At 46.5% G+C, this 12,259-nt stretch carries 12 protein-coding genes; 7 read left to right on the forward strand and 5 right to left on the reverse strand.

Annotated features, from left to right (window positions below; translation table 11 throughout):
* The first annotated feature begins 74 nt into the window (after positions 1–74).
* From EYC62_07970 to EYC62_07980, 3 genes are read left to right on the forward strand one after another with little or no spacing between them, the layout of a single operon-like run.
* A complete protein-coding gene (locus EYC62_07970; protein ID TAH32664.1) occupies positions 75–1,247 on the forward strand; it encodes an isovaleryl-CoA dehydrogenase in 1,173 nt (390 codons plus the stop codon).
* 44 nt (positions 1,248–1,291) lie between these two features.
* Positions 1,292–1,810 (forward strand): hypothetical protein, encoded by a 519-nt coding sequence (locus EYC62_07975; GenBank protein TAH32665.1) that lies wholly within the window; start codon positions 1,292–1,294, stop codon positions 1,808–1,810.
* Between the two features lie 51 nt (positions 1,811–1,861).
* Positions 1,862–3,043: an acetyl-CoA C-acyltransferase gene (locus tag EYC62_07980; GenBank protein TAH32666.1), complete on the forward strand. Its 1,182-nt coding sequence runs from the start codon at positions 1,862–1,864 to the stop codon at positions 3,041–3,043.
* Here the strand turns inward: EYC62_07980 and EYC62_07985 are convergent.
* Genes EYC62_07985 through EYC62_07995 form a run of 3 tightly spaced genes read right to left on the reverse strand, consistent with a single transcriptional unit; the run spans position 3,040 to position 7,929 of the window.
* On the reverse strand, positions 3,040–4,827 hold the full coding sequence (locus EYC62_07985; protein ID TAH32667.1) for a hypothetical protein: 1,788 nt from the start codon (positions 4,825–4,827) through the stop codon (positions 3,040–3,042). The genes EYC62_07980 and EYC62_07985 overlap by 4 nt on opposite strands.
* Before the next feature lie 16 nt (positions 4,828–4,843).
* Positions 4,844–6,385 (reverse strand): hypothetical protein, encoded by a 1,542-nt coding sequence (locus tag EYC62_07990; protein TAH32668.1) that lies wholly within the window; start codon positions 6,383–6,385, stop codon positions 4,844–4,846.
* Positions 6,386–6,396: 11 nt separating this feature from the next.
* Complete coding sequence (locus EYC62_07995; GenBank protein TAH32669.1) at positions 6,397–7,929, reverse strand: hypothetical protein; 1,533 nt, start codon at positions 7,927–7,929, stop codon at positions 6,397–6,399.
* Between the two features lie 280 nt (positions 7,930–8,209).
* On the opposite strand from EYC62_07995, the gene EYC62_08000 reads away from it, so the two are divergent.
* Positions 8,210–8,830 carry a hypothetical protein gene (locus tag EYC62_08000; protein ID TAH32670.1) on the forward strand — a complete coding sequence of 207 codons (621 nt, stop codon included), beginning with the start codon at positions 8,210–8,212 and terminating at the stop codon, positions 8,828–8,830.
* Between the two features lie 225 nt (positions 8,831–9,055).
* The gene (locus tag EYC62_08005) at positions 9,056–9,676 is read left to right on the forward strand and encodes a hypothetical protein (protein TAH32671.1); all 621 of its coding nucleotides are present in this window, start codon (positions 9,056–9,058) and stop codon (positions 9,674–9,676) included.
* A gap of 62 nt (positions 9,677–9,738) precedes the next feature.
* Here the strand turns inward: EYC62_08005 and EYC62_08010 are convergent, their stop codons facing one another.
* Positions 9,739–10,119 carry a hypothetical protein gene (locus EYC62_08010; protein ID TAH32672.1) on the reverse strand — a complete coding sequence of 127 codons (381 nt, stop codon included), beginning with the start codon at positions 10,117–10,119 and terminating at the stop codon, positions 9,739–9,741.
* 139 nt (positions 10,120–10,258) lie between these two features.
* Here EYC62_08010 and EYC62_08015 point away from each other — a divergent pair, with 139 nt between their 5' ends.
* Together EYC62_08015 and EYC62_08020 are read left to right on the forward strand one after the other, a co-directional pair.
* Positions 10,259–10,942, forward strand: a complete 684-nt coding sequence (locus tag EYC62_08015; GenBank protein ID TAH32673.1) for an XRE family transcriptional regulator — start codon at positions 10,259–10,261, stop codon at positions 10,940–10,942.
* Positions 10,788–11,810 (forward strand): DUF2156 domain-containing protein, encoded by a 1,023-nt coding sequence (locus tag EYC62_08020; protein TAH32674.1) that lies wholly within the window; start codon positions 10,788–10,790, stop codon positions 11,808–11,810. Before EYC62_08015 ends, EYC62_08020 begins: the two co-directional genes overlap by 155 nt.
* Before the next feature lie 52 nt (positions 11,811–11,862).
* On the opposite strand, the gene EYC62_08025 is transcribed toward EYC62_08020, so the two are convergent.
* The gene (locus tag EYC62_08025; GenBank protein TAH32675.1) at positions 11,863–12,231 is read right to left on the reverse strand and encodes a hypothetical protein; all 369 of its coding nucleotides are present in this window, start codon (positions 12,229–12,231) and stop codon (positions 11,863–11,865) included.
* Positions 12,232–12,259 lie beyond the last annotated feature (28 nt).

A 12,259-nucleotide genomic window follows, 5' to 3' on the forward strand; every position in this document is an offset into this window, starting at 1 on the left:
TTAACGGTATTAGGAGCATTCTATAATCAGGGCAATAACTTAAATTATAATTATTCCCCTACCAGAGATAGTATATGGCACAAATTTATTCTACCCTAAACTTCAATCTTGGCGAAACTATCGACATGTTGCGGCAAACTGTGGCCGATTTCGCTGCCGATAAAATTGCACCGATTGCCGCCGAAACCGATCACAGCAATGTTTTTCCCCGTCATCTATGGCCCGAATTTGGCGCGATGGGATTGCTTGGCATCACTGTGCCTGAACAATATGGCGGCGCTGGCATGGGATATCTGGCGCATGTGATTGCGATGGAAGAAATAAGCCGCGCTTCGGCGTCCATTGGTTTGTCTTATGGCGCGCATTCGAATTTATGCGTCAATCAAATCAATTTAAACGGCAACGATGCGCAAAAGAAAAAATATTTGCCGAAATTAATTTCCGGCGAACATGTCGGCGCGCTCGCCATGTCCGAAGCCGGCAGCGGATCGGATGTTGTATCCATGCGCACGCGCGCGGATAAACGCGGCGACCGTTATGTTTTGAACGGCACCAAAATGTGGATCACCAACGGGCCGGATGCTGAAACATTGGTTGTGTATGCTAAAACCGATCCCGATGCGGGATCAAAAGGAATTACCGCATTCCTGATTGAAAAAGGCATGAAAGGTTTTAGAACGGCGCAGAAACTGGATAAGCTTGGCATGCGCGGATCGAATACTTGCGAGCTGATTTTTGAAGATTGCGAAGTGCCGGCTGAAAATATTTTAGGCAAGCCGGGCGATGGCGTGCGCGTATTGATGAGCGGTCTGGATTATGAACGCGTGGTTCTGGCTGGCGGTCCGCTAGGCATTATGCGCGCTTGCATGGATGCGGTGATGCCTTACGTTACCGAACGCCAGCAATTCGGCAAAAAAATCGGCGAGTTTCAATTGATGCAAGGCAAAATCGCCGACATGTATACCACCATGAATGCTTGCTGTTCTTATGTCTATACGGTTGCTTCCGCTTGCGATCGCAAGGAAACCACCCGCAAAGACGCGGCCGGTGTTATACTGTATGCAGCGGAAAAAGCGACCTGGATGGCGGGCGAGGCGATTCAATCGCTGGGCGGCAATGGATATATCAATGAATATCCCGTTGGCCGTTTGTGGCGGGATGCGAAGTTGTATGAAATCGGGGCGGGAACATCGGAAATTCGCCGCATGCTTATTGGACGGGAGATGTTTCAAGAAGCGGCGGCCTAGGAGGGTATATGAAAAAAGTAATATTGTGTTTAGCAATAGGAATAATGACGGCATCCACCGCAAATGCGGAAAATGCGCGTCCGGTATGGAATACCGATTATTCCAATAATCAACCGCAAAGTTCGGATAAAGTGTACGTTGCCCCCGCGCCGATGGCGCCGGCGCCAACGCCTTATACGGTTCAGCATATTCCGCCAAACCAAGTTCGCAATTTTGCTCCGCGAGTTCAAGGCAGCGCCGATGCGGCCTGGGCAAGGCAATGGGGACCGATTCAGGAAATGACCGGCATCAATAGCGGTCAGGCCAAGCAATTCATTACTGGCGTCAAACAAGGATATGTCGAAGGCACCGCCAAAACCCTTAGCAGCGCGCAAGACTGGGCCTTGATCCTCGGTCAAAGCGGCCTGGTTGGAACGGTTACCGATTCTACGACTGACTGGTTTCATTATGTTACATCGGATTTGCCAGGCGCTATTTATAAATATGATAATGGGGTAAACAACAATCTGATGGGCGGTTTATCCGGATTCGGCAATTATCCTGGCATGAAGATAGGGGAATAGCGTACACTTACCCTCGAGCTGTTTCGACCTATATTATATCTCGAGGTTTCCATGTCAAAAAATATCTATATCGCCGGTGCGGCGCGTACCCCGATGGGTGGATTTCAAGGTGAATTATCATCGCTGACGGCACCGCAACTGGGCAGTTATGCTATCAAGGCGGCATTGGAACGTTCGGGCATAAAATCAGATTCCATCAATGAAGTTCTTATGGGTTGCGTCTTGCCGGCAGGTTTAGGCCAGGCCCCCGCACGGCAAGCATCCATAGGTGCTGGGATTCCAATCGGTGTTGGATGCACGACAGTGAACAAAGTCTGTGGTTCGGGATTGAAATCGGTGATGCTGGGTTATGATTCGATTTTGGCGGGACATAACGAAGCGGTGATCGCAGGCGGCATGGAAAGCATGAGTAACGCGCCATATTTGTTGGAAAAAGCGCGCGGTGGATATCGCCTTGGCCATGGAAAAATTGCCGACAGCATGTTTTTGGATGGGCTTGAAGATGCCTATGACCGCGGCCGTTTGATGGGCACATTCGCCGAGGATACGGCGCAGCATTATCAATTTACCCGCGCTCAACAGGATGAATTCGCGCTGCGATCATTAGACCGCGCGCGCAAAGCAGGTATGGACGGCAGTTTTTCCCGTGAGATTGTTTCGATTGTCATGGACAATAAGAAAGAAAAAATAACCATCAGTTCAGACGAACAGCCACGTAACGCTAAACCGGAAAAAATTCCGACATTGAAACCGGCTTTCCGCGATGGCGGCACGGTAACGGCGGCCAATTCCAGTTCCATTTCCGATGGGGCTGCCGCGGTAATTGTTTGCAGCGAAGCGCAAATGCAAAAGTCCGGAGCAAAGCCATTGGCGCGGATTGTCGCCCATGCGACGCATGCGCAAGAACCAGCCTGGTTTACAACCGCGCCGGTATTTGCCATTAAAAAAGTCGCCGAAAAAGCCGGGTGGAATTTAAAAGACGTGGATTTGTTTGAAATTAACGAGGCGTTTGCCGTCGTTACCATGGCCGCGCAACATGAATTGAATTTACCTAATGAAAAGGTCAATATTCGTGGCGGCGCTTGCGCAATGGGCCATCCGATCGGCGCTTCCGGCGCGCGCGTGTTGGTGACACTAATTCATGCGTTGCAAGATATGAAATTGAAACGTGGTATTGCCAGCCTGTGCATTGGCGGCGGTGAAGCCGTCGCGATGGCCATAGAAACTATTTAGTCTGCCGGGTGTCCTATTTCAGACGCATTTTCAGTGCAATCTGTCTGTGGTCCGTTTTTCTGCGCAGTTTCGCATACAATTGTACCATCTGCTGGTGCTGATACTACGTCTTGTCCAGCCGGCAATCCAACAGGAGTGTATGTAGTTGGTCCTGGATCAACAGAAACTATAGTTTTTGCCGCTGGATCCCAATTGTAAGCCCAATTGGCATGATAATTGGCTAGACCGTGCACGCCAGTGTGTAATAATTCAGGATATGTCTGGCTGCAATCTGCAGAATTATTAAGCAAAGTTACAGCCGCATCCGTTTTGCAGTTGGCTGAACTGCGTTCCGGATAAGTGTAAGTACGGTCCCGCGCTTGCTGCGAGTTCGATGATAAATAGCAGTAAAATTGATTGGTATTTGGGGAATAGCCTACCACTTGGTGGGCTAACGGTCCGTCACCGTTGGCCAGAGAGCATGACTCTTCCCATCTGCCATAGGTAGTATCGTTCGCATTCACGCCTTCACAGACGAAAGTGTTGCTGGTCGCGGTTGTTGCGTCCCAAACAATCTTTTTACCTTCAGGGCATGGCGTTGGGCCGTTTGATGGATTTGGCGGTCTGGAATTTAACAATGTCCACCCACCGGCGCAAATTAGACTGCCATCCCGCAATATGATCACGCCTTTACTGCGCGTACCGGGAAAATATGGATGATTATCATAATAACGTTGTGGGCATTCAAAATTGGCTAAACGAGTCATAATATCATTCGGTAAAGCCGGATTTGGCCAGGTGCCGTCGGCCGCTACCGGAGAGACCGCATCGTAATATTCATCTACCGCGTACATCGATACGATTTGCCGGTTTACGTTGTCATAGGTCTCTGTGTTGACTTTTGCTTCGCGAATTTCGATGTCGGCACAGCTCATCCCGTTATTGATAGTTCCATCATTATTGGTGCCGCGCGAATTCAGGGCGGTTCCAACGGTACAATTTTGAGTTTCATTGCTGCCTGGCGCGGCGGCCAATCCCAGAACATTTCTTTCGCAACGGAACCGGGCTGGCAAAGTTTCCGCGGTATTGCCATCGCCGTCCTCATCGTTGACATCCACAGCTTGAGGTTTGAATATCATTTCTTCGCCGGCAGGACAGGCGCTTTCGCTAAGCGTGGTATTTTCCGTTTGCGAACTGCGGATCCATTTCAATGCCTGTGCCGGCGTTACATTGATGTATTTGCTGTTATCGCTTGTTACGCCAGCAGCGGCAGCGCTGCAAGTCATCATATGATCAGGATATTTGTTTAGAATAAGGGTAAATAATATCGGCGGATTGGCGGGTGCTGGAATATACCCATTTGTGCTGCTATAGCCGGCTTCTACCGGATAATATGGACAATAACGCATATATCTACGCAAGCTATCTGGCCGCAGTGGGGCCATTTGACGCAAGTTTCTCGGCAATTTACCGCCATAAGCATAGGTAGGATTATTGCCTTCCAAAAGAGGAGTGGTAATAGTCGCATCGGAAGTAGTATCGCTGTTATCAGGAAATACGGCTGCAATTGGATGCACTCTCCCGGTGCTGCGGATATTGTCGCTGGAGGCCCGCGCAATGCTAGAAGCCAATACATTCAACAATGTGTCGTCGGTTATTTTCTCAGCAGATTGGCGATTATCTTTTAATGCATTAATGTTCGGCGTAAAGATAGCAGCATTGGCCAGCATGATTAGAACGATAAAAAGCAATAAATGCGATACCATCCCGCGCTGGCGATTTTGAATGTTATGATATGGTTTCATTCTAAATCTCATTCATTTAATCCACTGCTGTGCATGTAAACCGCGGATTCGGATTTGCATCTTTTATGAAAGTTAACGAACCTCTTTTGCCGTTAATCGGCGGACATGTATTCGCCGGCATGGCAAAACGAAGCGCTTCAAATATATTGATGCATTGTACCAATCTGCGATCGTCCACCCGGGCTTGCATGACATTGTTCACGGGGCATCCGTCACTTGTGCTGTAATGCACGGCGGCATCTTCTGCAAACCCGCCGGCCAGCACTGGGTCGTTTAAAATGTAACAGCCAAATCCGCCCATGCTGGAAACAAAGCCGACGTCGAATCCCGCTTTGCATACTCTTAATCCGCCAGCTTGCGCATCTTCCGGACAGAATGTGCGGCCACTGGCGTAGTATGGCGTAATTCCACCGTTGCAAGCTGTGCGCGCTCCGGGGCCGCCATTTCTTGCCAGGTTGGTATTATTGAATGGATAACAAGAAGTATAGCGCGATAGCGCCACTGCGAGCCAATTTCCAGCAGAGCAGGTGCTTAGAACCACATTTTCCGGTATGCCGTTGCATATCCTTTGTGTTCCCGTCCAGCGGAATGTTTCGATATGATTGGTGCAAGGAGCGGCAGCGGCCATATCGCCGTCAATTAAAGAGGCAATAGCGCCATTTTCGTCGAAAATCAATCCAAAGTCGGAACGGGCGCGTGGCGCCACGGTAGAAACGCAGGCCAGTTCTTGATACTCATGTTCTGCATCGCCCTCATGCACCAATCGCAATGTCAAGGCGGTGCCTTGTGGGCAAGTAGGTATATTTTCCGCGGCGCTGTCGGATTTCAGGAAAAATGCTGGAATAGTGCTTTCCACGCATTCCCAATTTTTCTGATCGATATTCCATTGTAAATTTGTAAGTTTACGATCTCTGCCCGTTCCTGTAATTCCGCATGTTGGAATGTTCCCGGCGTTTTCGATAAGATTTTTGTAAGCATCCCTGTTAACGTCTCTAACGGTTTTAAAAATACCGATATCGTCGCCTCGGGTAATGCCTTGCATAACATCGTTCTTATTGGTGTCTATTTGTCCGTCCGCACCGGGAAGAATCATGGCAAAAGACATTTCGTCCGGATTTGGAATGCCGCCTGCGCCAGACAAGTAATAACCGGCCGGAGCATTATCCGTGCTTCGCGGCATATGGATGAAAGCGAAATAAGCAACTTCGCCGAATTTGGTGTTGGCGGAGAATCCAGTCGGCAGTTTGCCACCCCACTCTGGATTTGGCACATCTCCGTCCTGCATCGATCTGCCGCCGGCAGTCGCCGACATCGCCGGCGCCACTTTCATGACGCCTTGTTGATCCAGATTTGATTCCGCAATAATACTGGCCAGTTGTTGTAACTTGTTCCGGGCTTGCACGTTTCTTTGCTGATCGATTAGCTTGTCAAAAATGCCGACATAGCTTCCCGCTAATGTAATGGCGGCCGCGCTGGCCAGCATGCCGAACAGGACCGGCGCGGCTAAGAAGCCTCTCTGGCTGTTTTTTCTGCGAAATATGGTAAACAGTTTCATCATGTTCTTTTCATTTACCTATATATACATTTAAATTTCTTGTTGGTTTCATCCCAACTGACCATTTGGTGTCCGTTGCAAGAACTGCTGGGCGTAACTCTTGTCAATAATTCAAACCTATCCAGGCATACATAATTGGTGCCGTCGTGCATGATAAAATCACCCGCTCTGCAAGATGTACGGGTATCGCTATATGGAATGATCCAATTGCGCGGTTCTTGAGTGTTATTGCTTTCCAAACATTGCGTATTGTTAGTAACCGTCTGGAATTCCAATATTTGATTTGGCTGGCAGGTTTGCTTGACCTCGAAACTTAAGTTCCCGGCAAAACAGAATAATTTTCCGCGATCGAATACGATGTATGGCCGTCCGGAACAATTGCTGCCGCTTAATAAGCTGCTTGGCATGCCGAGGCAACGCAAGGTGCCATCGCGGCTTTGGTACAAGGCTTTGAATTGTCCGCCGGATGCTTGGAAATCGCAGCTGCTTGCCAACAGCGGAATGGATAAGCTTACGCTTGGCGGACCAATTTCATCGCCATACGAAGAAAGACGATCACACCGGAAACTGTAATTGTCGTTGGCCACGCTCGATAACGCGCCAATGGCGTACCCGCGATAACAGATGCCGGCGGCCAAACGGCCCATATTGATATTCTCCGGCACTTGATTGGCCAATTGATCGACAACCCGGCAACCTAAAGTGCCATCGGCATTCAAAGCCAGGCGTTGTGAATCCAAACAGCGGCGTAAACCATGCGAAGAATAATCCTGATTCACAAAATTCATGTAATTGTCGCGGCAGTTCCAGCTATGCTCTCCGGTGGCATTGCCATCGCCATCCTGCACATTGGTGTATTCCAAAGTTTGCAAGGCCGTACAGGTCGGAACGCCGTTATGCAACAAAGCGCGGCGATTGGCATTGGCGTGTTCCAACACTTCGCCGTATTTGATAAGTCTAATTTGGTCGTCGCTGCCGTTCACGGGGGTTTCATTCAAAGCATAATTGCAGGTATACTCAGGCGTACCGTTTTGTCCGTAACTGATAATTGCAAATACAGATTGTTTCATAAGCAGCGTTGTATTAGCTTGAACCTCGCGCCGTCCATTAGCAACATATGGTGGTACTATATCTTGAAGATTGATAGAACAAATTCGGAAGTCTCTACCGTAAGCATCCTTTCCGATGGTATCTCGCAAATCTACTTCTTGATTGTTAATAGTTGTCAATAGAGGTTCTATAAAACCCATAGCAGATTGTTCCCACTGCTGCGTATCACCTTCTGGATTAGGTTGAGTTTTGGTGTAATACATGCGCGGCAATTCAAGATAACGATCCCCATCAATATTGCTAATCTTGTTAGCAAGAATATATTCCGCTAATCGGTCTATGTTCTTTTTGGTATTTAAATCGCTTTGTGTGGTGCCTACTTTCTGCGCAAGGCCAGCGGTCAGCGTGATCAGCGTGCCCAGCATCGCGACCGACGCGACAAGAGTGGCGATATATGCCCCGCCAATAAAGCCAGATTGTGATTTAAAAATTTGCACCGTTTACAACCCTCGCTCATCCCAAAAAATTAAAGTGGGTTGAACAAAACCTTTTTCCCCATCCTCTTATTGTTACTCAGTATGGTTAAGCGGCAGTAAACATCGGATAAAAATATTAGTAATTAAATTACAATATATTGATTTAATGTTATTATTTATTGTAATTGTAGTACTAAGGTATGAAAAAGCATATCTTGTCTGTTTTTTGGCCAAAAGCGGACTTGTGTTTAAAAGCCGTTTTGGCTAAACATATATCTATAGAATTCTAAGGGAGAGAGAAATGGCGCAAGCAAATTTTGGATTAACCGCTGTTGCAGCTATGGGCGCGGTAACGGCTTTTGGTATTGTGCCAGCCAACGCGGATATTTGGCTGCATCAGGGTACCAATAACACTAGTTTTGCCACATCGGAAATGATGACAGGAAATGTTACTGGTGTTCAAGTAAATATATCGGGGGACAATTTGTGGGCATTTACGGCTCGTGCAACAAGTCAGTATATTACTGTTACCTCTGGTTTTTCAAACCAACCAGGTATGTTTGCAGGGTTTGACATGTTTAGTAATCCATTACCAGTAGGTTCTGGTTATAATGACGTGGATCAAACAGGCATAAATATGACTATGAATATTGGTGCTCAGAATGTTGGTCAACTAATTACCCTAGTTTTTGCTAATTATGGTATGGTTCCACTCAGCAATGGATCGGATTTGTATGACGTTGGAAGCTCTGGACAAATTAATCCATTGTTTATGGGTGCATGGAATGGCACAGGGGGTCAGAATCAATTTGGCGTCGAAACTCGCGTATACGAAATTACTGGCATTACCGGTGTTCCAGCTCCGGGTGTGTTGACCTTGGCTATGGCTGGCGGTTTATTGGCCGCGCGTCGCCGCCGCTAATCGATAAAGATCAAATTTTGATTCAAAAGGCCTGGGTGAAACCCAGGCCTTTTTATATGTGCGCACGAATAATTAATACTATCGTATGATTATAATATAATTATACTAATATGAAATAAAATTAGCAATATAATTGCAAGGATGGCTAAGAATCATTTTGCCAACCAAATGGTAAGTGGATTATAAATGCTTACTTCAAAAACTACTTTTTTCGTGGAGAGAAAAATGGTCCGAGCAAATTTTGGAATGATTGCCGCCTTTACCGCGGCCACCGCTTTCGGCACACAAGCGAATGCAGATATTTGGGAACAACATGGCAGCGACAACACCGCTTTTGCGACATCGGAAAGAATGACCGGCCGCGAAATTGACGGAATTGAGTACAGTGTTACTGGCGATAATTTATTTGCCTTTACTGGCGTTGCAAATAGTCGATTTATTACCATTATTTCCCCTGCATCTAACCAGCCTGGTATTGTGTATGTCCTGGACAAAGATGGAAAACCATTTCCAGTAGGTTCAGGTTATAATGACATTACACAAGAGGGCGTCGATATGATTATCGATATTGGCGATGCCAATGTCGGTAAAGAAATCACTTTCGTATTTGGTAATTACGGCACGTTGGCGCAAAATGGCGAAACTCCGCTTTTTAATGATTACGAATGCGGCCAAATCGATCCAGATGTGGTTGCGACATGGACTCTGACTGGTGGTCAAAATCAATTTGGTTCCGAAACTCGTGTTTGTTTCTTCGGCGAGGGAGAAGTTCGCGGTGTGCCAAAAGTAAGCACCACGACGGCGACGGCAGCAGCAAGAGCCAGAGCCACGCGCTGTTGCGACTAACAATTAGATAGAATAAAAAAAGCCCGGTTTAATCCGGGCTTTTTTATTGGGAGTATTTAACCTTAGCTTTCATAATTATCATTCGCGAACATGGCGGCGACGCCCGCACCGAAATGATTTTCGATGCGGTAATATTGAATTTCCCGGTCGTTAAAATAATTTTGTTTTTTTAGCAAATTTTGCAGCAACGATTGCTTGCGGCGGTATTCGCGGTACGCCTTGGCGATCAGGCGCGGGATCGCCTCGGAAATATCGACGATGTTTTTCGCGCCGAATCCCGCAACCGGCATTTCCGCTTGCCACATTCTGTAATGCCGCAAAGTTTGCAACATCCAATACCGCAGCAATTGAATCTCAGCGCGCATGGCGCAAATCAGCATTTTTGTCTGGCGCGGATTGGCGGGTACAAAATAAAAACCCGGCCCGGCGAATTCTTGGTTCATAAAAAGCTCTCCCTAAATATTAATTTTTGTTGGTTACGAGGGGTAAAATAGGCCTAAATGGTTAATGAATGGTTAATTTATAGATAGAAATCATAAAAAATATTACTAATATTCATTTTTTTTATGATTTATCTTGATAATGGGATTCAGGCCTTCTAAAACAAAGCAGGGTAAGACTATGACTTTGGATGCTTCTCAAATCCGCGCCGCACGCGCCTTGTTGGACTGGACAATCGAAGATTTGGCCAAAATTACCGGCTTGAGCAAGGATTCCATCAAAAATGTAGAGCGTGGGCATACTCAACCCCGTATAAATACCCGAATTGTTATAGAAGAAGCTTTTGAAAAAGCAGGCATCGAATTTTTGCCGGGTTCTGGCGTGCGCAAGAAAAATAATTTAATAACGACCTTAACCGGCGAATACGCCAATCGGCAATTGCTGGATGATGTGTATGCAACCCTTGTGGCTCGGGAAAATGCGTGTGTCTATATTACCGGCGTCAAGGAAACACAAAGCATCGATAGTGTGGATTATGAATATTTGGAAAAACATATTCAACGCTTATTGAAAGCGAATATTAAAGAAAAATTGATTGTTGAAGAAGGCGATTCCACTTTTATAGCGCCTTCATACAGCTATCGGTGGATAGCAGAACAATATTTTGAGAATGTACCCATCCAAGTTTATGGCGATAAAATCGCCTTTGTGGATTGGGGGCCGCCGGAGCAAATCGTTATCATTCAAAACAAAGGATTTGCCATGGCTATGCAGAAACTGCTGGATTTCGCATGGCAAAACTGCGCCGTGCCTAAAGGCTTGTAAAATGATGCATATATCCGGAAAGCTAAAGCAAATCGTATCCTTAGGGCCAGAAAATTTCGACTTTCTGAAAGCGGCCAATAACAACGACAGTTATCAATTGTCGCCTACATATTATTTGTTTACCGGAAGAAAAGGTTTATGGGTGTTGGAACAGGATGGGCAAGCGGCTTTAATTGCTAAGCATCCTAACTTAGAAGACGAATTGTTGGTATTTTATCCTAATGGATATTGCCCAAATCTAGAGCATCAAGTTTTACATCATGTTCCGCGTAACAGCCGATTAAAAGCTGCAAGACTAGCCGTTTGCGCAAATTCTAATCTCAATGCAGTTATGGATGAGGAACTATTCTTAGATTGGCGTTACCCAGTCTGCATACTGGATACTGCGTATGTTGGAAAACTGCGCGGCAGGTTATTAGAGGATGTAAAGAACAATTATAATAGAGCCGCTAGAACGATTTGTAGAATTGAGGCTTACAATCCGGCTGCGCATAAAGATCGCATGAGAGAATTGATTCAACAATGGCATCGCCCGGAAGCGCATGATGGATATGAAGGGCTATTAAATATTATGGAACGAATGCCGGGAAATTTCGGCTTAATCGCTCTAACAGAAGAATCTATCGCGGGGTTTATTCACTGGGAAATGCCATGGAAACCGGGGAGTCCGGCTAATTCTCTGGCCTTGATTGTTGACAAAAGCATTAAAGGATTAAGCGAATTTATGATGGTGGAAATGTGCCGCGCGTTGGTGCAGACCGGATGCCTTGCTGTCAATATAGGTGGGTCTGAAACCGAAAGCCTTCATTATTTTAAAAGCAAATTTAATCCAAAAATGGTGGATCTGCGTAATTATAATTATGCTTAAAGATTAATACTTTTTAAGTAGTACAATGCGCGGCGAGGCAGCTAATATGGCGTTAGGCATAATTATCGTTCGCGAACATGGCGGCGACGCCCGCGCCGAAATGATTTTCGATGCGGTAATATTGAATTTCCCGGTCGTTAAAATAATTTTGTTTTTTTAGCAAATTCTGCAACAACGATTGCTTGCGGCGGTATTCGCGCAACGATTGGTTGATCAATCCCTGCACTTTGCTTTGCATATTGGCGATTTTTTTTGCCGGCAATGCGCCGTCATTGTTCATTTCCGCGCGCCAGGATTTATAATTCTGCAAAGTTTGCAGCATCCAATAACGTAGCAAGCGGATTTCCGCTTCCATCGCCTCGGCTAAATTTTGACTTTTGCCTTTGGTGTTGGCATTGGTTTTATTTTGTTGTGCTGGCATATCTCGCTCCCTTAACTCCGTTAGGCCG

Source organism: Alphaproteobacteria bacterium (assembly GCA_004295055.1).
Classification (GTDB): Bacteria; Pseudomonadota; Alphaproteobacteria; order SHNJ01; family SHNJ01; genus SHNJ01.

Coding starts and splice junctions, on each gene's coding strand:
- EYC62_07975 (TAH32665.1), top strand. CDS start 1,292: ATGACGGCATCCACCGCAAATGCGGAAAATGCGCGTCCGGTATGGAAT.
- EYC62_08025 (TAH32675.1), bottom strand. CDS start 12,231: ATGCCAGCACAACAAAATAAAACCAATGCCAACACCAAAGGCAAAAGT.
- EYC62_07970 (TAH32664.1), top strand. CDS start 75: ATGGCACAAATTTATTCTACCCTAAACTTCAATCTTGGCGAAACTATC.
- EYC62_07980 (TAH32666.1), top strand. CDS start 1,862: ATGTCAAAAAATATCTATATCGCCGGTGCGGCGCGTACCCCGATGGGT.
- EYC62_08005 (TAH32671.1), top strand. CDS start 9,056: ATGGTCCGAGCAAATTTTGGAATGATTGCCGCCTTTACCGCGGCCACC.
- EYC62_07985 (TAH32667.1), bottom strand. CDS start 4,827: ATGAAACCATATCATAACATTCAAAATCGCCAGCGCGGGATGGTATCG.
- EYC62_08010 (TAH32672.1), bottom strand. CDS start 10,119: ATGAACCAAGAATTCGCCGGGCCGGGTTTTTATTTTGTACCCGCCAAT.
- EYC62_08015 (TAH32673.1), top strand. CDS start 10,259: ATGGGATTCAGGCCTTCTAAAACAAAGCAGGGTAAGACTATGACTTTG.
- EYC62_08000 (TAH32670.1), top strand. CDS start 8,210: ATGGCGCAAGCAAATTTTGGATTAACCGCTGTTGCAGCTATGGGCGCG.
- EYC62_08020 (TAH32674.1), top strand. CDS start 10,788: ATGTACCCATCCAAGTTTATGGCGATAAAATCGCCTTTGTGGATTGGG.
- EYC62_07990 (TAH32668.1), bottom strand. CDS start 6,385: ATGATGAAACTGTTTACCATATTTCGCAGAAAAAACAGCCAGAGAGGC.